Origin of the sequence: Streptomyces sp. NPDC001717, assembly GCF_042892775.1 — a bacterium.
In the GTDB taxonomy this organism is placed as follows: domain Bacteria; phylum Actinomycetota; class Actinomycetes; order Streptomycetales; family Streptomycetaceae; genus Streptomyces.
This window is the reverse complement of the sequence record NZ_JBIAUK010000001.1, coordinates 496,006-515,857: the sequence shown is the minus strand read 5'-3', so window position 1 is coordinate 515,857 and position 19,852 is coordinate 496,006. Positions and strand designations below refer to the sequence as shown.

The 19,852-nt window shown below is 71.4% G+C and carries 20 protein-coding genes; 10 read left to right on the top strand and 10 right to left on the bottom strand.

Translation table 11 applies throughout. From position 1 onward, the window contains the following. Position 1 precedes the first annotated feature (1 nt). The 4 genes from ACFYZL_RS02605 to ACFYZL_RS02590 all read left to right on the top strand — a co-directional run bounded on the left by ACFYZL_RS02605 (position 2) and on the right by ACFYZL_RS02590 (position 2,684). Positions 2-1,600 (top strand): acyl-CoA carboxylase subunit beta, encoded by a 1,599-nt coding sequence (locus ACFYZL_RS02605; protein WP_384744709.1) that lies wholly within the window; start codon positions 2-4, stop codon positions 1,598-1,600. An 18-nt stretch (positions 1,601-1,618) separates the two neighbouring features. Next, the gene (locus ACFYZL_RS02600; protein WP_384595773.1) at positions 1,619-1,828 is read left to right on the top strand and encodes an acyl-CoA carboxylase epsilon subunit; all 210 of its coding nucleotides are present in this window, start codon (positions 1,619-1,621) and stop codon (positions 1,826-1,828) included. 81 nt (positions 1,829-1,909) lie between these two features. Then, complete coding sequence (mmpB, locus tag ACFYZL_RS02595; RefSeq protein ID WP_376661733.1) at positions 1,910-2,044, top strand: morphogenic membrane protein MmpB; 135 nt, start codon at positions 1,910-1,912, stop codon at positions 2,042-2,044. A gap of 22 nt (positions 2,045-2,066) precedes the next feature. Then, positions 2,067-2,684 (top strand): Maf family protein, encoded by a 618-nt coding sequence (locus ACFYZL_RS02590; RefSeq protein ID WP_384595776.1) that lies wholly within the window; start codon positions 2,067-2,069, stop codon positions 2,682-2,684. Here ACFYZL_RS02590 and ACFYZL_RS02585 read toward each other — a convergent pair. Next, complete coding sequence (locus ACFYZL_RS02585) at positions 2,665-3,144, bottom strand: hypothetical protein (protein ID WP_384744706.1); 480 nt, start codon at positions 3,142-3,144, stop codon at positions 2,665-2,667. The genes ACFYZL_RS02590 and ACFYZL_RS02585 overlap by 20 nt on opposite strands. 375 nt (positions 3,145-3,519) lie before the next feature. Between ACFYZL_RS02585 and ACFYZL_RS02580 the strand changes: the two genes are divergently transcribed. Continuing rightward, complete coding sequence (locus tag ACFYZL_RS02580; protein ID WP_388675375.1) at positions 3,520-5,283, top strand: acetyl/propionyl/methylcrotonyl-CoA carboxylase subunit alpha; 1,764 nt, start codon at positions 3,520-3,522, stop codon at positions 5,281-5,283. 138 nt (positions 5,284-5,421) lie between these two features. Here ACFYZL_RS02580 and ACFYZL_RS02575 read toward each other — a convergent pair whose 3' ends face one another. Together ACFYZL_RS02575 and ACFYZL_RS02570 are read right to left on the bottom strand one after the other, a co-directional pair. Next, on the bottom strand, positions 5,422-6,375 hold the full coding sequence (locus ACFYZL_RS02575; protein WP_384744703.1) for a DeoR/GlpR family DNA-binding transcription regulator: 954 nt from the start codon (positions 6,373-6,375) through the stop codon (positions 5,422-5,424). A 177-nt stretch (positions 6,376-6,552) separates the two neighbouring features. Beyond that, the gene (locus tag ACFYZL_RS02570; RefSeq protein WP_384744702.1) at positions 6,553-7,992 is read right to left on the bottom strand and encodes an NAD(P)H-quinone dehydrogenase; all 1,440 of its coding nucleotides are present in this window, start codon (positions 7,990-7,992) and stop codon (positions 6,553-6,555) included. A gap of 208 nt (positions 7,993-8,200) precedes the next feature. Between ACFYZL_RS02570 and ACFYZL_RS02565 the strand changes: the two genes are divergently transcribed. The 3 genes from ACFYZL_RS02565 (at position 8,201) to ACFYZL_RS02555 (ending at position 11,302) form a co-directional block, all read left to right on the top strand. Continuing rightward, the gene (locus ACFYZL_RS02565; protein WP_007266087.1) at positions 8,201-8,638 is read left to right on the top strand and encodes a gamma-glutamylcyclotransferase; all 438 of its coding nucleotides are present in this window, start codon (positions 8,201-8,203) and stop codon (positions 8,636-8,638) included. Between the two features lie 144 nt (positions 8,639-8,782). Further along, a complete protein-coding gene (locus tag ACFYZL_RS02560) occupies positions 8,783-9,589 on the top strand; it encodes a purine-nucleoside phosphorylase (protein WP_384744700.1) in 807 nt (268 codons plus the stop codon). A gap of 54 nt (positions 9,590-9,643) precedes the next feature. Continuing rightward, positions 9,644-11,302, top strand: a complete 1,659-nt coding sequence (locus ACFYZL_RS02555; protein WP_384744699.1) for a phospho-sugar mutase — start codon at positions 9,644-9,646, stop codon at positions 11,300-11,302. Positions 11,303-11,383: 81 nt separating this feature from the next. On the opposite strand, the gene ACFYZL_RS02550 is transcribed toward ACFYZL_RS02555, so the two are convergent. Genes ACFYZL_RS02550 through afsQ1 form a run of 3 tightly spaced genes read right to left on the bottom strand, consistent with a single transcriptional unit; the run spans position 11,384 to position 14,185 of the window. Beyond that, on the bottom strand, positions 11,384-12,031 hold the full coding sequence (locus ACFYZL_RS02550; protein ID WP_388675855.1) for a hypothetical protein: 648 nt from the start codon (positions 12,029-12,031) through the stop codon (positions 11,384-11,386). Beyond that, complete coding sequence (locus tag ACFYZL_RS02545; protein WP_384744698.1) at positions 12,024-13,511, bottom strand: ATP-binding protein; 1,488 nt, start codon at positions 13,509-13,511, stop codon at positions 12,024-12,026. The genes ACFYZL_RS02550 and ACFYZL_RS02545 overlap by 8 nt, the downstream gene beginning before the upstream one ends. Continuing rightward, positions 13,508-14,185 carry a two-component system response regulator AfsQ1 gene (gene afsQ1 / locus ACFYZL_RS02540; RefSeq protein ID WP_063754818.1) on the bottom strand — a complete coding sequence of 226 codons (678 nt, stop codon included), beginning with the start codon at positions 14,183-14,185 and terminating at the stop codon, positions 13,508-13,510. Before afsQ1 ends, ACFYZL_RS02545 begins: the two co-directional genes overlap by 4 nt. 184 nt (positions 14,186-14,369) lie before the next feature. Between afsQ1 and ACFYZL_RS02535 the strand changes: the two genes are divergently transcribed. Continuing rightward, positions 14,370-15,065, top strand: coding sequence for a SigE family RNA polymerase sigma factor (locus ACFYZL_RS02535; protein ID WP_384744697.1), 696 nt, complete (start codon positions 14,370-14,372; stop codon positions 15,063-15,065). A 131-nt stretch (positions 15,066-15,196) separates the two neighbouring features. Here the strand turns inward: ACFYZL_RS02535 and ACFYZL_RS02530 are convergent, their stop codons facing one another. Continuing rightward, on the bottom strand, positions 15,197-15,865 hold the full coding sequence (locus tag ACFYZL_RS02530; protein WP_384744695.1) for a uridine kinase: 669 nt from the start codon (positions 15,863-15,865) through the stop codon (positions 15,197-15,199). A gap of 112 nt (positions 15,866-15,977) precedes the next feature. Here ACFYZL_RS02530 and ACFYZL_RS02525 point away from each other — a divergent pair, with 112 nt between their 5' ends. Continuing rightward, entirely contained in the window at positions 15,978-16,331 is a 354-nt protein-coding gene (locus tag ACFYZL_RS02525) for a hypothetical protein (RefSeq protein WP_384744694.1), read from the top strand. Between the two features lie 107 nt (positions 16,332-16,438). Here ACFYZL_RS02525 and ACFYZL_RS02520 read toward each other — a convergent pair whose 3' ends face one another. The 3 genes from ACFYZL_RS02520 to deoC are packed head-to-tail and all read right to left on the bottom strand — an operon-like array spanning position 16,439 to position 19,735. Next, positions 16,439-17,338 carry an aldehyde dehydrogenase family protein gene (locus tag ACFYZL_RS02520; protein ID WP_384744692.1) on the bottom strand — a complete coding sequence of 300 codons (900 nt, stop codon included), beginning with the start codon at positions 17,336-17,338 and terminating at the stop codon, positions 16,439-16,441. Beyond that, positions 17,331-18,767: an aldehyde dehydrogenase family protein gene (locus tag ACFYZL_RS02515; RefSeq protein ID WP_384744690.1), complete on the bottom strand. Its 1,437-nt coding sequence runs from the start codon at positions 18,765-18,767 to the stop codon at positions 17,331-17,333. The genes ACFYZL_RS02520 and ACFYZL_RS02515 overlap by 8 nt, the downstream gene beginning before the upstream one ends. 5 nt (positions 18,768-18,772) lie before the next feature. Then, positions 18,773-19,735: a deoxyribose-phosphate aldolase gene (gene deoC / locus ACFYZL_RS02510; RefSeq protein WP_384744722.1), complete on the bottom strand. Its 963-nt coding sequence runs from the start codon at positions 19,733-19,735 to the stop codon at positions 18,773-18,775. Positions 19,736-19,852 lie beyond the last annotated feature (117 nt).

The window sequence follows — 19,852 nt, the reverse complement described above, 5'->3', positions numbered from 1 at the left end:
GATGCCAGAACCGTCAGAGCCGATCGACATGCACACCACCGCGGGCAAGATCGCGGATCTGCAGCGCCGCATCGAGGAAGCCACCCATGCCGGTTCCGCCCGCGCGGTGGAGAAGCAGCACGCCAAGGGCAAGCTGACGGCTCGTGAGCGGGTGGCCCTGCTGCTGGACGAAGGGTCCTTCGTCGAGCTGGACGAACTCGCCCGGCACCGCTCCACCAACTTCGGCCTGGAGAAGACCCGTCCGTACGGCGACGGCGTCGTCACCGGCTACGGCACGGTCGACGGGCGCCCGGTGGCCGTGTTCTCGCAGGACTTCACCGTCTTCGGCGGCGCCCTCGGCGAGGTCTACGGCCAGAAGATCATGAAGGTCATGGACTTCGCGCTGAAGACCGGCTGCCCGCTCGTCGGCATCAACGACTCCGGCGGCGCCCGCATCCAGGAGGGCGTCAGCGCGCTCGGCATGTACGGCGAGATCTTCCGCCGCAACGTGCACGCCTCCGGCGTCATCCCGCAGATCAGCCTGGTCGTCGGCCCCTGCGCCGGCGGCGCCGTCTACTCCCCCGCCATCACCGACTTCACGGTCATGGTCGACCAGACCTCGCACATGTTCATCACCGGCCCGGACGTCATCAAGACGGTCACCGGCGAGGACGTCGGCTTCGAGGAGCTCGGCGGGGCCCGGACCCACAACAGCACGTCCGGCGTCGCCCACCACATGGCGGGCGACGAGAAGGACGCCATCGAGTACGTGAAGTCCCTGCTCGCGTACCTTCCGTCGAACAACCTCTCGGAGCCGCCCGCGTTCCCCGAGGAGGCGGACACCGAGGTCGGCGACCTCGACCGCGAGCTCGACGCGCTGATCCCCGACAGTGCGAACCAGCCGTACGACATGCACACTGTCATTGAGCACGTGCTGGACGACGCGGAGTTCCTGGAGACCCAGTCGCTCTTCGCGCCGAACATCCTGACCGGCTTCGGCCGGGTCGAGGGCCACCCGGTGGGTGTCGTCGCCAACCAGCCGATGCAGTTCGCCGGATGCCTGGACATCAACGCCTCCGAGAAGGCCGCGCGCTTCGTGCGGACCTGCGACGCCTTCAACATCCCGGTGCTGACGTTCGTCGACGTGCCGGGCTTCCTCCCGGGCACGGACCAGGAGTACAACGGAATCATCCGGCGCGGCGCGAAGCTGATCTACGCCTACGCCGAGGCCACCGTCCCCCTCATCACCGTCATCACCCGCAAGGCCTTCGGCGGCGCCTACGACGTCATGGGCTCCAAGCACCTCGGCGCGGACATCAACCTGGCCTGGCCGACCGCCCAGATCGCCGTCATGGGCGCGCAGGGCGCGGTCAACATCCTGCACCGCCGGACCATCGCCGAGGCGGAGGCCGCCGGCGAGGACGTCGAGGCCGTCCGGGCCCGGCTGATCGCCGAGTACGAGGACACGCTGCTGAACCCGTACACGGCGGCCGAGCGCGGTTACATCGACGCGGTGACCATGCCGTCCGAGACCCGGGCGCACGTGGTGAAGGGACTGCGGCAGCTGCGCACCAAGCGGGAGTCCCTGCCGCCGAAGAAGCACGGAAACATCCCCCTCTAGGACCGGGAGGCAAGTCCAGTGGTCATCAAGGTCGTCAAGGGGAACCCCACCCCGGAGGAGCTGGCCGCCGCACTGGCGGTGGTCCAAGCGCGCGCGGCGGCGCTGGCTTCGGCACCGTCGGGCGCTCCCCGGGTACCGGACGAGTGGTCGCGGCCGGCCCGCGTGGCGCGCCGCCGCGTGCCGCGCCCGGGGCCGCGCGCCTGGGGTCGTACGTACTGGCCCGCCTGAGCGGATCTGATGCGAACGGACGGTGGCGCCTGAGTACCCGTACTCAGGCGCCCCACCCGTCCCCGGGGCCAGGATCGGGGCATGCTCTGGTCCGATCCTGAGAACGAGCCGCCCAAGGACATGCGCGACGCGCAGGCGATGGTCCGGCGGATGACGGTGGTGCTCCTCCTCGCCATGCTCGTGGCGGTCTACGTCCTGGGCGTAGGGCCTTTCTGAGGGGTGCCCGCGTCGGCCTACGATGGCGGGCATGACGACGCCTTCCCCCCGCAAGCTCGTGCTCGCCTCCGCATCCCCCGCCCGGCTGAACCTGCTGCGCCAGGCGGGCCTCGCCCCGCACGTGATCGTCAGCGGCTTCGACGAGGACACCCTGAACCACGACGAGCCCGCCGCCCTGGCCCTGGCGCTGGCCGAGGCGAAGGCGGCGGTCGTGGCGGGCCTGGACGAGACCGCGGGCGCGCTGGTCATCGGCTGCGACTCCGTGCTGGAGCTGGACGGCGAGGCGCTGGGCAAGCCGGCGGACGCCGAGGAGGCCACCGCGCGCTGGAAGTCGATGCGCGGGCGGTCGGGCGTCCTGCGCACCGGGCACTGCGTGATCGACACGGCGACCGGCCGTCAGGTCTCGGCGACGGCCTCCACGACGGTCCACTTCGGCGAGCCGACGGACGCCGAGGTCGCGGCGTACGTGGCCAGCGGCGAGCCGCTGCACGTGGCGGGGGCGTTCACCCTGGACGGCCTGTCGTCGCCGTTCATCGAGGGCATCGACGGGGACCACGGCAACGTGATCGGGCTGTCCATGCCGATGCTGCGCTCGCTGCTGGGGGAACTGGGCGTGTCCATCACGGATTTGTGGGCTTGAGCTCCCCGGCCGGTCCGGCCTGGTCGGCCTGGTCGGCCTGTCCGCGCGGTCCTGCGGCCGGAGCCCGGTCCCGGTCCTCGTAGAGGAGCAGGGTCAGTACCAGCAGGCACAGGATCAGCATCATCGTCGCGAAGGCGGCCCAGCCGACCAGTACGACGGTGAGGATGCCGAGCACCCCGTGGGTGACGGCGGCGGCGACGATCACGACGCGCGCGAAGCGGCCGGGGCGGCGGTCGCGGATCGCGGCGACGGCGGCGAACACCGCGCACAGCAGGAGGAAGGCGCCCATGCCCGCCCCCAACCCGTAGGTTGCCTTGGACATGACATCCGGATCGCTGCCCGCGATGGACATCGACTGGTTCTCGGTGGTCCGGCCCAACACGAGGTGGACGAGTACCAGCACTGCCGCTTCCGCGACCAGTACGATCGCGGCCAGTCCGGCCACGAGTCTGCGCAGCACCTCGCCCCCACCCCCCACGCGTCACAAGCCCGTTCGACGCCTGGAGGCTACTAACGGGTAAACGTGCGGACAAGGGGTGCGGGTCGCTTCGTTACGCGAGTGCCCCGGCACAGCGATCAAGCAAAGAAAAGATGCACCGTTCGTAGGGACTCGACAAAGAATCACCCGGGGCGGCTGACCCGCATGACAGAGACCTCGGCAACATGACGGGGTTACTGTGCAGTCGGGGATCCCCCTGACCTGGGGCGCCACAAGGGTTCTCCAGCGGGACGCTGCTCGCATCACACTGCGTGTGGGCAAGCTCACCACTGGGGAAGGGTCGAAAGGCCGTGTGGGCTGTCCCTAAACTCAGCTTGTTTCAAGGAGGGAGCCATCGTGCGCAAGGTGCTCATCGCCAACCGTGGCGAAATCGCTGTCCGCGTTGCCCGGGCCTGCCGGGACGCCGGGATCGCGAGCGTAGCCGTCTACGCCGATCCGGACCGGGACGCTCTGCACGTCCGCGCGGCCGACGAAGCGTTCGCGTTGGGCGGTGACACCCCGGCCGCGAGCTACCTGGACATCTCCAAGGTCCTCCAGGCCGCCGCCGACTCCGGTGCGGACGCCATCCATCCCGGATACGGATTCCTGTCCGAGAACGCCGACTTCGCGCAGGCCGTCATCGACGCCGGCCTGACCTGGATCGGCCCGCCCCCGCAGGCCATCCGCGACCTCGGCGACAAGGTCGCCGCCCGCCACATCGCCCAGCGCGCCGGCGCGCCGCTGGTCGCGGGCACCCCGGACCCGGTCTCGGGTGCGGACGAGGTCGTCGCGTTCGCCAAGGAACACGGCCTGCCCATCGCCATCAAGGCCGCCTTCGGCGGTGGCGGACGCGGCCTGAAGGTCGCCCGCACCCTCGAAGAGGTCCCGGAGCTCTACGACTCCGCCGTCCGCGAGGCCGTCGCCGCCTTCGGCCGCGGCGAGTGCTTCGTCGAGCGGTACCTCGACAAGCCCCGCCACGTCGAGACGCAGTGCCTGGCCGACTCCCACGGCAACGTGGTCGTCGTCTCCACCCGTGACTGCTCGCTCCAGCGCCGCCACCAGAAGCTCGTCGAGGAGGCGCCCGCGCCGTTCCTGAGCGAGGCTCAGAACGCCGAGCTGTACGCCGCTTCGAAGGCGATCCTGAAGGAAGCCGGCTACGTCGGCGCCGGCACGGTGGAGTTCCTGGTCTCCGCGGACGGCCTGATCTCCTTCCTCGAGGTCAACACCCGCCTCCAGGTCGAACACCCCGTCACCGAAGAGGTCGCCGGCATCGACCTGGTGCGCGAGATGTTCCGCATCGCCGACGGCGAGGAGCTCGGCTACGGCGACCCGGTCCTGCGCGGTCACTCCTTCGAGTTCCGCATCAACGGCGAGGACCCCGGCCGCGGCTTCCTCCCGGCGCCCGGCACCGTCACCAAGTTCGCCCCGCCCACCGGTCCGGGCGTCCGCCTGGACACGGGCGTGGAGTCCGGCAGCGTCATCGGCCCCGCCTGGGACTCCCTGCTGGCCAAGCTGATCGTCACCGGCGCCACCCGCGAGCAGGCCCTGCAGCGCGCGGCCCGCGCGCTGGCCGAGTTCGAGGTCGAGGGCATGGCCACGGCCATCCCGTTCCACCGCGCGGTCGTCACCGACCCCGCGTTCGCGCCCACCGACGGCAACCCGTTCACGGTCTACACCCGCTGGATCGAGACCGAGTTCGTCAACGAGATCCCGGCGTTCCAGGCCCCGGCCGCGGACGACACCGAGGACGAGCCGGGCCGCGAGACGGTGGTCGTCGAGGTCGGCGGCAAGCGCCTCGAAGTCTCCCTGCCGTCGTCCCTGGGCATGACCCTGGCCCGCACGGCCGCCGCGGGCGGCGCCAAGCCCAAGCGCCGCGCGGCCAAGAAGTCCGGCCCCGCCGCCTCGGGCGACACCCTCGCGTCCCCGATGCAGGGCACGATCGTCAAGGTCGCCGTCGAGGAGGGCCAGCGCGTCGAGGAAGGCGAGCTCATCGTCGTCCTGGAGGCGATGAAGATGGAGCAGCCGCTGAACGCGCACCGCTCCGGCACCATCGTCGGCCTGACGGCCGAGGTCGGCGCGTCCCTCACCTCGGGCGCGACGATCTGCGAGATCAAGGACTGACGTCCTTGCCGGGGCTCCGCCCCGGCAGCGGTACCTCAAACGCCGGCGGGGCAAGTCAGCCCCGCCGGCGTTTGAGGCGCGGGGTCCGGGGCGGAGCCCCGGCAGCGGTGCCGCACCCTCGGCCCCATCGCACCGCGGCTAGCGGCGCCGCATGTCCGCGACCCGCGCCCGCTCCCCCGGCTGCACGTCCGGCAGGACACCCGCGCTGCGCAGCTGGGCCGTCGGCCCGCCCCGCCGCTGGACCGGCAGGGGTGACTCCCGGCGGGGGCGGCGCCCGGGCATGCCGTCACCGGCGCCCCCGGAGGCCGCTCCACCACCGGCCACGGTGATCTGCACGCCCTGGTCCGCCAGCGCCTGCAACTCCGCACCGGCCCGGTCGTCGTGCGGCGGCGGCTCGTCCGTCACCAGGCGGGTCATCACGTCCGTCGGCACCGTCTGGAACATGGTGTCCGTACCGAGCTTCGTGTGGTCCGCGAGGACGACGACCTCCGCCGCGGCCTGGACCAGCGCACGGTCCACGCTCGCGCTCAGCATGTTGGACGTCGACAGGCCGCGTTCGGCCGTCAGGCCGCTGCCCGAGAGGAAGGCCCGGGAGACCCGTAGCCCCTGGAGGGACTGCTCGGCCCCGCTGCCGACCAGCGCGTAGTTCGAGCCGCGCAGGGTGCCGCCGGTCATGACGACCTCCACCCGGTTGGCGTGCGCCAGCGCCTGGGCGACGAGCAGCGAGTTGGTCACGACGGTCAGGCCGGGCACCCGCGCGAGCCGGCGGGCCAGCTCCTGGGTCGTGGTGCCCGCTCCGACGACGACGGCTTCGCCCTCTTCGACGAGGGAGGCCGCGACATCGGCGATGGCGGTCTTCTCCGCCGTCGCGAGATGGGACTTTTGCGGGAAGCCGGATTCACGGGTGAAACCGCCCGGCAGCACCGCACCGCCGTGCCGGCGGTCGAGGAGTCCTTCTGCCTCCAGTGCCCGCACGTCCCGCCGTACGGTCACTTCGGAGGTCTGGACGACACGGGCGAGCTCCCGGAGCGACACCGCTCCGTTGGCCCGCACCATTTCGAGGATCAATTGGCGACGTTCTGCAGCGAACACGAAACTGACAGTAACCCCAACGACCGTCTGCTTTCAGCTCCTTGCGCCGGAATACCGAAGTTGTCCATATGGCGGGGCGACTAGTGGTATACGCGGCACGAGACTTGGGTGAACGTCCGGCCACACCACCGCACCCCGCCCTCAACTCCCTTGCGGTATGGGGCGGTTGGAGGTGAATCAGGCCTCTCCGGCGGCCTTTCGCGTGTGCAGCTGGCGGGCCACCTCGGCGATCGATCCCGACAGCGAGGGGTACACCGTGAACGCGTTTGCGATCTGCTCGACCGTCAGGTTGTTGTCGACCGCGATCGAGATCGGGTGGATCAGCTCGCTGGCCCGCGGCGAGACGACCACGCCGCCCACCACGATCCCGGTGCCCGGACGGCAGAACAGCTTCACGAAGCCGTCCCGGATGCCCTGCATCTTGGCGCGCGGGTTGCGCAGCAGCGGGAGCTTCACCACGCGGGCGTCGATCTTGCCGGCGTCCACGTCCGCCTGCGTGTAGCCGACGGTGGCGATCTCGGGGTCGGTGAAGACGTTCGAGGAGACCGTCTTCAGGTTCAGCGGGGCCACCGCGTCGCCGAGGAAGTGGTACATCGCGATGCGGCCCTGCATGGCCGCCACCGACGCGAGCGCGAAGATGCCGGTCACGTCACCGGCCGCGTACACGCCCGGCGAGGAGGTGCGGGAGACCTTGTCGGTCCAGATGTGCCCGGACTCCTTGAGTCGGACCCCGGACTCCTCCAGGTTCATGTCCTTGGTGTTCGGGATCGCGCCGACCGCCATCAGGCAGTGCGTACCGGTCAGCACGCGGCCGTCCGAGAGCGTGACCTCCACGCGGTCGCCCACCCGCTTGGCGGACTCGGCGCGGGAGCGCCCGACGACGTTCATGCCGCGGCGGCGGAAGACGTCCTCCAGGACGGCGGCCGCGTCGGGGTCCTCGCCCGGCAGCACGCGGTCGCGCGAGGACACCAGCGTCACTCGGGAGCCGAGGGCCTGGTACGCGCCGGCGAACTCGGCGCCGGTGACGCCGGAGCCGACCACGATGAGCTCCTCGGGGAGCTCCTCCAGGTCGTACACCTGGGTCCAGTTCAGGATGCGCTCGCCGTCGGGCATCGCGTCGGGGATCTCGCGCGGGGTGCCGCCGGTCGCGATCAGCACCGCGTCGGCGGTCAGGATCGTCTCGGTGCCGTCGGCGGCGGTGACGATGACGTCACGCGTGCCGTCGATGCCCTGCGGACCGCCGAGCTTGCCGCGGCCGCGCACCACGCGGGCGCCGGCCCGGGTGACGGAGGCGGTGATGTCGTGGGACTGGGCGAGCGCGAGGCGCTTGACGCGCCGGTTCACCTTGCCGAGGTCCACGCCGACGACCCGCGCGGCCTGCTCGATGGGCGGCGTGTCGTCCGCGACGACGATGCCGAGCTCTTCGTACGACGAGTCGAAGGTCGTCATGACCTCGGCGGTCGCGATGAGCGTCTTGGAGGGCACGCAGTCGGTCAGGACCGACGCCCCTCCCAGACCGTCGCAGTCGACGACGGTCACCTCCGCACCGAGCTGGGCCCCCACCAGGGCTGCCTCATACCCGCCGGGTCCGCCGCCGATGATCACGATCCGGGTCACGAAAAGTCCGCCTCACGTCTACCCGGCCGGCTGCCGCCCCGGCCGGTGTTCCGGGGGGTCTCCCCGGGGGATGCATTCCGTGCCCCATTGTCCCGCACGCATCAAGGTGCTTCGCGCCCGGTCCCTTCCCGGGCCGCCGTCCGGGGTACCCCCGGCGGGACGGCAGCCGGAACGCGTCCACCGGTGCCCCTCCCGTACCCTCGGACTCATGTCGCTCTACGCCGCGTACGCCGGCAACCTCGACCCGCGGCTGATGACGCGCCGCGCCCCGCATTCGCCGCTGCGCGGCACGGGCTGGATCAACGACTGGCGGCTGACCTTCGGCGGCGAGCAGATGGGTTGGGAGGGCGCACTCGCCACGATCGTGGAAGCGCCGCGCCAACAGGTCTTCGTCGCCCTGTACGACATCGCGCCACTGGACGAGGACTCGATGGACCGGTGGGAGGGCGTCGGTCTCGACATCTACCGCCGCATGCGCATCCGCGTCCACACGCTGGACGGCGAGGAAGCGGCCTGGTGCTACGTCCTCAACGGCTACGAGGGCGGACTGCCCTCCGCCCGCTACCTGGGAGAGATCGCCGACGCGGCCGAGTCCGCGGGCGCCCCGCACGACTACGTGATGGAACTTCGCAAGCGTCCCTGCTGACGCCCCCGCCCACCCCTCCACCCGCCTGACCAGGCCCCTCAGGGCCGTCCGGGGACGATTCGGCGGAAACGACAAGGCAACGATCCGAACACCGTGAGCTGTGCCATCTACGCGCGTAGGCCGGAAGCGGCTACGCTCGTCAGCGTGAACGCATCTGTTACCGACCCCTTCGCCGCCGCCTCCGCCGCCGCCGCCCGTCTGAGCGAGCTCACCGGCGTGGAATCCCACGATGTCGCCCTCGTCATGGGCTCCGGCTGGGCCCCCGCCGCCGAGGCCCTGGGCGCGCCCGAGGCCGAATTCCCGGTCACCGAGCTGCCCGGCTTCCCGCCCCCCGCCGTCGAGGGCCACGGCGGCAAGATCCGCTCGTACAAGATCGGCGACAAGCGCGCGCTGCTCTTCCTCGGCCGGACCCACTACTACGAGGGCCGCGGCGTCGCCGCCGTCGCCCACGGCGTCCGCACGGCCGTCGCGGCCGGCTGCAAGACCGTCGTCCTGACCAACGGCTGCGGCGGCCTGCGCGAGGGCATGAAGCCCGGCCAGCCGGTCCTGATCAGCGACCACCTGAACCTCACGGCCACCTCGCCGATCGTCGGCGCGAACTTCGTGGATCTCACCGACCTCTACTCGCCCCGCCTGCGCGCGATGTGCAAGGAGATCGACGAGACCCTCGAAGAGGGCGTCTACGTCCAGTTCCCCGGCCCGCACTACGAGACCCCGGCCGAGATCAACATGATCCGCGTGATGGGCGCCGACCTGGTCGGCATGTCCACCGTGCTGGAGGCCATCGCCGCCCGCGAGGCCGGCGCCGAGGTGCTCGGCATCTCCCTGGTCACCAACCTGGCGGCGGGCCTGTCCGGCGAGCCCCTGAACCACGAAGAGGTGCTCCAGGCCGGCCGCGACTCGGCCTCCCGCATGGGCACGCTCCTGACGCAGGTCCTCGCCCGCATCTGATCGACTGATCGACGTACGAGGCCACGCAAGGTCACCAGAGGTAAGGCGGAAGCAGTGCAGGAACAGGACGACCTGATCACCCGGGCCCAGGCCTGGCTGGCGGAGGACCCCGACCCGGAGACCGCGGCCGAGCTCGCCGGGCTCATCGAAGCGTCGGCAGACGCCGAGGTCGCAGCCGAGCTCGCGGACCGGTTCTCCGGCACCCTGCAGTTCGGCACGGCCGGGCTGCGCGGTGAGATCGGCGCGGGTCCGATGCGGATGAACCGCTCGGTGGTCATCCGGGCGGCGGCGGGCCTCGCGGCCTACCTGAAGGCCCAGGGCCACGACGGCGGACTCGTCGTCGTCGGCTACGACGCCCGCTACAAGTCCGAGGACTTCGCCCGCGACACCGCGGCCGTGATGACCGGCGCCGGGCTGCGCGCGGCCATCCTGCCCCGCCCGCTGCCGACGCCCGTCCTCGCCTACGCCATAAGGCACCTGGGCGCCGTCGCCGGCGTCGAGGTCACCGCGAGCCACAACCCTCCCCGGGACAACGGCTACAAGGTCTATCTCGGCGACGGCTCGCAGATCGTCTCCCCCGCGGACGCCGAGATCGCGGGGCACATCGCCCGCGTGACGACGCTCGACTCGGTCGACCGCCCCAAGGACGGCTGGCTGCAGCTCGACGAAGAGGTCCTGGAGGCCTACCTGGCCCGTACGGACGCCGTCCTGACCCCCGGCTCCCCCCGGGGCGTGCGGACCGTCTACACGGCCATGCACGGCGTCGGCAAGGAGGTCGTCCTGGCGGCCTTCGCCCGCGCCGGGTTCCCGGACCCGGTCCTCGTGGCCGAGCAGGCCGAGCCCGACCCGGCGTTCCCCACCGTCGCCTTCCCCAACCCGGAGGAGCCGGGCGCGATGGACCTGGCCTTCGCGAAGGCCGCCGAGGTCAACCCGGACATCGTCATCGCCAACGACCCGGACGCCGACCGCTGCGCGGTCGCCGTGCCGCACGACGGCGGCTGGCGCATGCTGCGCGGCGACGAGGTCGGCGCGCTGCTGGCCGCGCACCTGGTCCACAAGGGGGCGCAGGGCACGTTCGCGGAATCGATCGTCTCCTCGTCCCTCCTCGGCCGGATCGCGGAGGCCGCGGGCCTGCCGTACGAGGAGACCCTCACGGGCTTCAAGTGGATCTCCCGTGTCGAGGGCCTGCGCTACGGCTACGAGGAGGCGCTCGGCTACTGCGTGGACCCCGAGGGCGTCCGCGACAAGGACGGCATCACCGCCGCCCTGCTCGTCGCCGAACTGGCCTCGGAGCTCAAGGAGCAGGGCCGCACCCTGACCGACCTGCTGGACGACCTGGCGATGGCCCACGGCCTGCACGCCACCGACCAGCTCTCGGTCCGCGTCTCGGACCTGTCGGTCATCGCCTCGGCGATGGCGGCGCTGCGCGCCGAGCCCCCGACGTCCCTGGCGGGCCTGCGGGTCGTCTCGGCGGAGGACCTCACCGTCGGCTCGGCGGCCCTCCCGCCCACGGACGGCCTGCGCTATTACCTCGACGGCGACTACAAGGCCCGCGTGATCGTCCGCCCGTCGGGCACCGAGCCGAAGCTCAAGTGCTACCTGGAGGTGGTCGTCCCGGTCGCCGAGGCCTCCGACCTCGCCCCGTCCCGCACGCGCGGCCAGGAAGTCCTGGACGCCATCAAGAAGGACCTGGCGGCCGCAGCGGGCATCTGACCCGTGTGACCCCCGTGCCCCACCGCAGCGGCCCCCCGAGCCTTCGGACTCGGGGGGCCGTCGGCTCGGGGCCGTGCGCCCCTACTTCGCCGTGGCCCCCGGCGAGGCCGAGGGGCGGGCGATTTCGCCCAGGGTGAGGACCGACTCCGGGCGGGAGCGGACGGCGTCGGTGCATTCCCAGGTGCGCGGCGGGTCCGTGTCCGGGCCGCCCAGGGTGACCGGTCGGCCCGGTCCCGCCGAGATCGTCTCGTTGCCCGCCAGCGTGCACACCAGCTGGGACAGCGCCACCGGCGGGAGGTCCTCCGGCTTGCGGCTCAGCCGTACCGTGCCCGCCGGGTCTCCGGTCCTCGGGGCCTCGGCCCTCAGCTGGTCCGGGACACCGGTCGTGAATCCGGCGTCCCGTTCCTGCGCGGACAGCGGCTTCTCCAGCGCCTCCAGCAGCGCCTGTGCGACGAGTGCCACGGGGTCCTTCAGCCCCGCGCGCTTCTCGGGCACCGGGATGACCCGTTCCACGCCGACGAGCTGCGATCCGCAGACCAGTTCCACCGTGGCGCGGAAGCCCTGCACCCCGTTCTGCCCGCTCGGCTGCGCCGGGGTGTCGCAGGACACCCTGGAGGGCGCCGGACCGACGTCCACCGGCACGGTCGTCGCCCGGATCCCGCATCCGGACAGCACCACGGCCGCGAGCAGGGTCGAAGCCGCCGACACCACCGGCAGCGCCCTACGCATCCTGCTCACCCGCCAGTACCTTCCCCACGTCCATAGGCAGCCGCAGCGTGAACAGCGCCCCTCCCCCGGCCACGTTGGCGGCGGTGATGTCGCCGCCGTGGATGTGCGCGTTCTCCACGGCGATCGACAGGCCCAGACCGCTGCCGTCCGACTTCGGGCGGGACGCGCTCGCCTTGTAGAAGCGGTCGAAGACGTGCGGCAGGACTTCCTCGGGGATGCCCGGGCCGTTGTCCTGGACCGCGATGACCAGCCACTCCTCCTCCACCGACACCGACACCCGCACCGGCGAGCCGCCGTGCTTGAGCGCGTTGCCGATGAGGTTGGCCAGGATCACGTCGAGGCGGCGCGGGTCGAGGCGCGCCACGATGTCGCGTCCGGCGTCGAGTTCGACCGCGTCGAGCCAGGCCCGTGCGTCGATGCAGGCCGTGACCTGGTCGGCGACGTTGACGTCGTCCAGGACCAGCTTGGCCGTTCCCGCGTCGAAGCGGGTGACCTCCATCAGGTTCTCGACGAGGTCGTTGAGGCGGCGCGTCTCGCTGACGACCAGCGCCACCGCCGGCGCGATCATCGGGTCGAGGTCGTCGACCTCCTCCTCCAGCACCTCGGCGACGGCGGTCAACGCGGTCAGCGGCGTGCGCAGTTCGTGGGACATGTCCGCGACGAAGCGCCTGCTCGCCTCCTCCCGCGCGCTCATGTCGGCGACCTTCTTCTCCAGCGCCTCCGCCGTCTTGTTGAAGGTGCGGGAGAGGTCGGCGAGTTCGTCCGTGCCGCGCACGTCGAGCCGGTGGTCGAGTTCGCCCTCCCCGAGCCGCCTGGCCGCGTCACCGAGCCGCTGTACCGGCTTGAGCACGGTCCGGGCCGCGGCCTGGGCGAGCAGCGCCGAGCCGAGCAGGGCGAGGCCGGTCGCGATGGTCAGCGACCAGCCGAGCGCGTTGAGGTCGTCCCGTTCCTGCGCGAGGGACTTGTACATGTAGCCGGTGGGCCCGCCGCCCACGATCCGCGTCCCGCCCACCAGGTACGGGTTGCCGTTCGGCTTCGTGCGCTGCCAGTACATGTGGTACTCGGAGTCGTTGGCCGAGGTGGTCTTCTGACGGTCGTTCACCGCGTGCTGGAGGGACTTCGGTACGTCGTCCAGCCCGAAGGACTCGGAGCCGCCGGTGCCGATCACCTGACGGTGGTCCTTGGTCTCGTCGACCAGCAGCACGCTGTAGCCGGGGCTCTTGCCCGCCATGAGTTCGGCGGTGCGCTGGAGTTCCTCCGCCCTGGGGTCGGCGGGCAGGGCCGCGGCCCGGTCCTGCATCTCCCGCCGGAAGTCGCCGAGGGCGGCGTCCTGGGTACGGGTGAGGACCGCCTCGCGGTTGAGCCAGTACGCGATGCCGGAGGCGGAGACCGCGGCGGTCAGTGCGACGAGCGCGAAGACGATGAGGAGCCGCAGCCGCAGGCTGGTCCAGCGCCGGCCCGCGAGCAGCGCGCGGATCACTGCGGGGAGTCCAGGCGGTATCCGACGCCCCGGACCGTGCGGATCAGGGTGGGCGAGGACGGTACGTCCTCGACCTTGGCGCGCAGCCTCTGCACGCAGGCGTCGACGAGCCGCGAGTCACCGAGGTAGTCGTGTTCCCAGACGAGGCGCAGCAGTTGCTGGCGCGACAGCGCCTGGCCGGGCCTGCGGCTCAGTTCGAGCAGCAGCCTCAGCTCGGTCGGGGTGAGTTGGAGGTCCTCGCCGTTCTTGGTGACCGTCATGGCGGCGCGGTCGATGACGAGGGATCCGAAGCTCGCCGAGTCGCTGGACTCGCGCTCGCCGCGGCGCAGCACGGCCCGGATGCGGGCGTCGAGCACCCGTCCCTGGACCGGCTTGACCACGTAGTCGTCGGCACCGGACTCCAGCCCGACGACCACGTCGATGTCGTCGCTGCGCGCGGTGAGCAGGATGATCGGCAGCTGGTCGGTGCGGCGGATCCTCCGGCACACCTCGAAGCCGTCGATCCCGGGCAGCATGACGTCCAGCACGATCAGGTCCGGCCGCTGCTCGCGCAGCAGTTTGAGGCCGTCCTCGCCCGTCGCCGCGGTGGCCACACGGTGGCCCTGGCGTGACAGGGAGAGTTCGAGGGCCGTGCGGATGGCGTCGTCGTCCTCGATCAGCAACAGGAAAGGCACGGGCTCATTCTGTCCCATCGGCCGTCGGGAGTTCGACCGTCGGGGGGACGTGATCCGCGCGGGACCGCTGTGACAGTGCTGTGACAGTCGACGGACACCCCGGTTAAGTCGGCCGGGCAGGCTTCTGTCAACGCACCAAGCACAACGGTCCGAAGCAGACACACTCCACGACGGGGGGCGCGAGATGAACACGCTGCACAGCACCACGACCAGCGCGGTTGTCACGCGGCTGCACGATGTGAACCGCCGGGCGGGTGTCCGTTCGGTGGCGGTCGCCCGTCCTCGACCGGCGCACGTCGTAGCCATTGACGCTCAGAAGTACGAGGCGGTTCCCGCACAGCGCACCCCGTCCTCGACGTCGGAGGCGGAGTTCACGGCGTACGTCCAGGAGCGGCGTGCCGCCCTGTACGCGACGGCCTTCCACCTGACCGGCGACCGGCACGAGGCCGAGGACCTGCTGCAGAGCGCGCTGTTCTCGACGTACCGCGCCTGGGACCGGATCAGTGACAAGGCGGCGGTCGGCGGCTACCTGCGGCGGACCATGACGAACCTGCACATCAGTGCCTGGCGCAGGCGCAAGCTGAACGAGTACCCGACGGAGGAGCTGCCGGAGACGGCCTCCGACACGGACGCGATGCGCGGTACGGAGCTGCGCGCGGTGCTGTGGCAGGCGCTGACCCGGATCCCGGAGCCGCAGCGCACGATGCTGGTGCTGCGCTACTACGAGGGCCGTACGGACCCGGAGATCGCGGAGATCCTCGGGATCAGCGTCGGCACGGTGAAGTCCAGCATCTGGCGCTCGCTGCGGCGCCTGCGCGAGGACGAGGCGCTGAGCTTCGGTGCGGACGAGGCGGAGTCCTTCGAGGAGCTCGTCGCCTGAGAGACCACCGGCCGGGGGGCCGTCCTGCGGGGGTGGGACGGCGGCCATGGGGGGAAAGCGCGGGATCGGTCGGACGGGGGTCCGACCGGTTCCGCGCTTTCATGTGTGCCGGTCCGGTGCCGGTCACGGCACTAGACGGCGGCGGTGCTCGGTGAGCGGTGGCGGCCGGCGGCGGCCGCCGCGAGGCGGCCGAGGGCCTCGTCGGGGCCGCAGGCGTGGGCGCCGAGGGAGGTGTGCCGGGCCACGATGCCGCGCTCGGCGCGCATCAGTCGCCAGCCCCTGCGCAGCAGGAACGGCAGCGACTTGCGGCCCTCGCGCATGTCTCGGGCGAGGCGCCGGCGGAAGGTGGTGGAGGGACGGCCGCGCAGGCAGATCGCGTCGGCGAGGAGGCCGAGTTCCTGACAGCGGGCGGCGATGTCGGCGGCGAAGATGCCCTCCGCTATGAACAGCGGGGTGCGGGAGATGTCCAGGGCCTCGGTGCCGGTGCGGGAGCTGGTCGCGATGTCGTAGACGGGGACCTCGGTGCGACCGGAGCGGCACAGCTCGGCGACGGCTGCGACGGCGACGTCCGCGTCCCACGACTGCGGGGAGTCCCAGTCGATGTCGGAGCTGCCCTCGACGAGCGGCAGCGTCGGGTCGTCGCCTTCCTTGTAGAAGTCGTCCAGACGCAGCACCGGCAGGCCCGAACGGGCGGCCAGCGAGGACTTTCCGGAGCCCGAGGGACCGGTCAGCAGGACGACGCGCGTGGGAAGGGGAGATGAACAGCTCACGGGAGACCAGTGTGAGGCATTGCCCGGCATATCGACACACTGCCGACAGCCCCTGCGACCCGTCTCACACGGCGGGTTGGAATCCGGGAACCCGCCTCGACTACTCTGTGTGCGCACGCGACTACGACCACAGGCGGGAACCATGGCACGTCACGCAGCTTCCGACCCTTCGCCGAAGCGGCTCCGCGCCGCCGGCCTGACCCTCTCGATGGCCGGTGCGGCCCTGGCCATGGCCGCCGGTGGGGCCCAGGCCGGTGAGCTCGACGTCCCGGCGGCGTTGGCCGGGGTCGCGAACCCCGTCTCGAACCTCAAGGTGAACCCGCTCGCCAACACCGGTGTGGACCCGCTCGACAACGGGGTCGCCACGCAGGTCGCGGACTTCCCCGCGGTCGGCACGAGCATGGTCACCGGCAGCCTGACCCGCGGCTCATCGGTCGGCGAGCTGCCGACGGCCGCGGTGTCCTCGCTGCTGGGGCCGGTGCTGCCGAAGGCGTAGGCGGACACGGGAAGGCCCCGGCAGGCGGGGGAACGCTGCCGGGGCCGGTCTCGGGGGGTGCCGTACCAGGAGGACGGTCCTGGTACGGCGGTCCCGGTGGGGCGGTCCTAGTACGAGGATCCGCCCGAGCCCAGCGAACCCGTGGGGTGCCAGACGGTCTTGGTCTCCAGGAAGGCCGTCATGCGCGCCGTGCCCGGGTCCGCGCTCCAGTCGTCCACAGGCTGTGGACGCAGGACGCGCTTGAGGTTGTCCGCGGCGGCGATCTCCAGCTCCTTGGCCAGCGCCGCGTCGGCGCCCGCCAGGTCGATCGCGTTGACGTCCTGGTGGGAGGCCAGGTGCGGGCCCATCTCGGCGGCCTTGCCGGACAGGATGTTGACCACGCCGCCCGGCAGGTCGGAGGTGGCGAGCACCTCGCCCAGGGAGAGCGCGGGGAGCGGGGACTTCTCGCTCGCGATGACGACGGCCGTGTTGCCGGTCGCGATCACCGGGGCGATCACCGAGACCAGGCCCAGGAAGGACGAGGCCTGCGGGGCGACGACGGTGACGACGCCGGTCGGCTCCGGGGTGGAGAGGTTGAAGAACGGGCCCGCGACCGGGTTGGCCCCGCCCACGACCTGGCCGATCTTGTCGGTCCAGCCCGCGTACCAGACCCAGCGGTCGATGGCCGCGTCCACGACCGCGCCGGCCTTCGACTTGGACAGGCCCTCGGCCTCGCCGACCTCGCGGACGAACTGGTCGCGGCGGCCCTCCAGCATCTCGGCGATGCGGTAGAGGATCTGGCCGCGGTTGTACGCGGTCGCGCCCGACCAGCCGCCGAAGGCCTTGCGGGCGGCGACGACGGCGTCACGCGCGTCCTTGCGGGAGGACAGGGGTGCGTTGGCCAGCCAGTTGCCCTTGGAGTCGCTCACCTCGTACACCCGGCCGCTCTCGGAGCGGGGGAACTTGCCCCCGACGTACAGCTTGTAGGTCTTGAAGACGTTCAGACGGGTCGCAGAAGACTCAGACATCGAGGTAGCCCTCCAGGCCGTGGCGACCGCCCTCGCGGCCGAAGCCCGACTCCTTGTAGCCGCCGAACGGCGAGGTCGGGTCGAACTTGTTGAACGTGTTGGCCCAGACGACGCCCGCGCGGAGCTTGCCCGCGACCGCGAGGATGCGGCTGCCCTTCTCCGTCCAGATGCCGGCGGACAGGCCGTACTGGCTGTTGTTGGCCTTGGCGACGGCCTCGTCGGGCGTGCGGAAGGTCAGTACGGACAGCACGGGGCCGAAGATCTCGTCGCGGGCGACGGTGTGCGCCTGGGTGACGTTCGTGAAGAGCGTCGGGGCGAACCAGTAGCCGGCGGACGGCAGCTCGCACGCCGGGGACCAGCGCTCGGCGCCCTCGGCCTCGCCGGTGTCCGCGAGCGCGGTGATCCGGGCGAGCTGCTCGGCGGAGTTGATCGCGCCGATGTCGGTGTTCTTGTCGAGCGGGTCGCCCAGCCGCAGGGTGCTCAGGCGGCGCTTGAGGGAGTCCAGCAGCTCGTCGTGGATCGACTCCTGGACGAGGAGACGGGATCCGGCGCAGCAGACCTGGCCCTGGTTGAAGAAGATGCCGTTGACGATGCCCTCGACGGCCTGGTCGATGGGGGCGTCGTCGAAGACGATGTTGGCGCCCTTGCCGCCCAGTTCGAGGGTGACCTTCTTGTCGGTGCCGGCGACGTGGCGGGCGATCTTCTTGCCCACGGCCGTGGAGCCGGTGAAGGCGACCTTGTCGACGTCCGGGTGCTCGACGAGGGCCGCGCCCGCGTCGCCGTATCCGGTGAGGATGTTGACGACGCCCTTGGGCAGGCCCGCCTGGCGGCAGATGTCCGCGAAGAACAGGGCGGAGAGCGGGGTCGTCTCGGCGGGCTTCAGTACGACCGTGTTGCCGGTGGCGAGCGCCGGGGCGATCTTCCACGCGAGCATGAGGAGCGGGAAGTTCCACGGGATGACCTGGCCGGCCACACCGAGCGGGCGCGGGTTCGGGCCGTAGCCGGCGTGGTCGAGCTTGTCGGCCCAGCCCGCGTAGTAGAAGAAGTGCGCGGCGACCAGCGGGAGGTCCGCGTCGCGGGTCTCCTTGATGGGCTTGCCGTTGTCGAGGGTCTCCAGGACGGCGAGCTCGCGGCTGCGCTCCTGGATGATCCGGGCGATGCGGAAGAGGTACTTGGCGCGCTCGGAGCCGGGCAGCGCGGACCACTTCTCGAAGGCCTTGCGGGCGGCCTTCACGGCGCGGTCGACATCGGCGGAGCCGGCCTGGGCGACCTCGGCGAGGACTTCCTCGGAGGCCGGGGAGACGGTCTTGAAGACCTTGCCGTCGGCGGCGTCGGTGAACTCGCCGTCGATGAAGAGCCCGTAGGAGGGGGCGATGTCGACGACCGAGCGGGACTCGGGTGCCGGTGCGTAGTCGAAAACAGATGCCATGGTGATCAGTCCACCGTCACGTAGTCGGGACCGGAGTAACGGCCGGTGCTCAGCTTCTGGCGCTGCATCAGCAGGTCGTTGAGCAGGCTGGAGGCGCCGAAGCGGAACCAGTGGTTGGTGAGCCAGTCCTCGCCCGCGGTCTCGTTGACCAGGACGAGGAACTTGATCGCGTCCTTGGTGGTGCGGATGCCGCCGGCCGGCTTCACGCCGATCTGGATTCCGGTCTGCGCCCGGAAGTCGCGTACGGCCTCCAGCATGAGCAGGGTGTTCGCCGGGGTGGCGTTGACCCCCACCTTGCCGGTCGACGTCTTGATGAAGTCGGCGCCCGCGAGCATGCCGATCCAGGAGGCGCGGCGGATGTTGTCGTAGGTCGACAGCTCGCCGGTCTCGAAGATGACCTTCAGGCGGGCGGCGCTGCCGTCCTCGCGGACGCAGGCCTCCTTGACCGCCTTGATCAGCTCGTACGTCTCCAGGTAGCGGCCGGCGAGGAAGGCGCCACGGTCGATGACCATGTCGATCTCGTCGGCGCCGGCGGCGACGGCGTCGCGGGTGTCCGCGAGCTTGACCGGCAGCGCGGCGCGACCGGCCGGGAACGCGGTGGCGACGGAGGCGACCTTGACGTCGGCGCCGTTCAGGGCGGCCTTCGCGGTGGCCACCATGTCGGGATAGACGCAGACGGCGGCCGTCATCGGAGTCGTGCGGTCGGTCGGGTCGGGATTGACGGCCTTGGCGGAGAGCGCCCGGACCTTGCCCGGGGTGTCCGCGCCTTCCAGCGTCGTCAGGTCGATCATCGAGATGGCCAGGTCGATGGCGTACGCCTTGGCCGTCGTCTTGATCGAACGGGTCCCGAGCGAGGCCGCGCGGGCCTCCAGACCGACAGGGTCTACGCCGGGCAGCCCGTGCAGGAAGCGGCGCAGCGCACTGTCGGACGTCGTCACGTCGGCGAATGCGGAGAGGGTGGTGGGCATGGTCACCACATGAGCATATCTACGCGCGTAGCGACCTGTCACCCCCTCCCGCTGCACATCCGTGCGCCCCCGGTCGCATCCGGGCGCGGCGAGGATCTCGGCCGGGCCCGCCGGCGG

Excerpts from the sequence above, each read along its gene's own strand:
- ACFYZL_RS02605 (WP_384744709.1), top strand. The coding sequence starts at position 2 with ATGCCAGAACCGTCAGAGCCGATCGACATGCACACCACCGCGGGCAAG.
- mmpB (WP_376661733.1), top strand. The coding sequence starts at position 1,910 with ATGCTCTGGTCCGATCCTGAGAACGAGCCGCCCAAGGACATGCGCGAC.
- ACFYZL_RS02590 (WP_384595776.1), top strand. The coding sequence starts at position 2,067 with ATGGCGGGCATGACGACGCCTTCCCCCCGCAAGCTCGTGCTCGCCTCC.
- ACFYZL_RS02565 (WP_007266087.1), top strand. The coding sequence starts at position 8,201 with ATGTCGCTCTACGCCGCGTACGCCGGCAACCTCGACCCGCGGCTGATG.
- ACFYZL_RS02550 (WP_388675855.1), bottom strand. The coding sequence starts at position 12,031 with ATGCGTAGGGCGCTGCCGGTGGTGTCGGCGGCTTCGACCCTGCTCGCG.
- ACFYZL_RS02535 (WP_384744697.1), top strand. The coding sequence starts at position 14,370 with ATGAACACGCTGCACAGCACCACGACCAGCGCGGTTGTCACGCGGCTG.
- ACFYZL_RS02530 (WP_384744695.1), bottom strand. The coding sequence starts at position 15,865 with ATGCCGGGCAATGCCTCACACTGGTCTCCCGTGAGCTGTTCATCTCCC.
- ACFYZL_RS02525 (WP_384744694.1), top strand. The coding sequence starts at position 15,978 with ATGGCACGTCACGCAGCTTCCGACCCTTCGCCGAAGCGGCTCCGCGCC.
- ACFYZL_RS02520 (WP_384744692.1), bottom strand. The coding sequence starts at position 17,338 with ATGTCTGAGTCTTCTGCGACCCGTCTGAACGTCTTCAAGACCTACAAG.
- ACFYZL_RS02515 (WP_384744690.1), bottom strand. The coding sequence starts at position 18,767 with ATGGCATCTGTTTTCGACTACGCACCGGCACCCGAGTCCCGCTCGGTC.
- deoC (WP_384744722.1), bottom strand. The coding sequence starts at position 19,735 with ATGCCCACCACCCTCTCCGCATTCGCCGACGTGACGACGTCCGACAGT.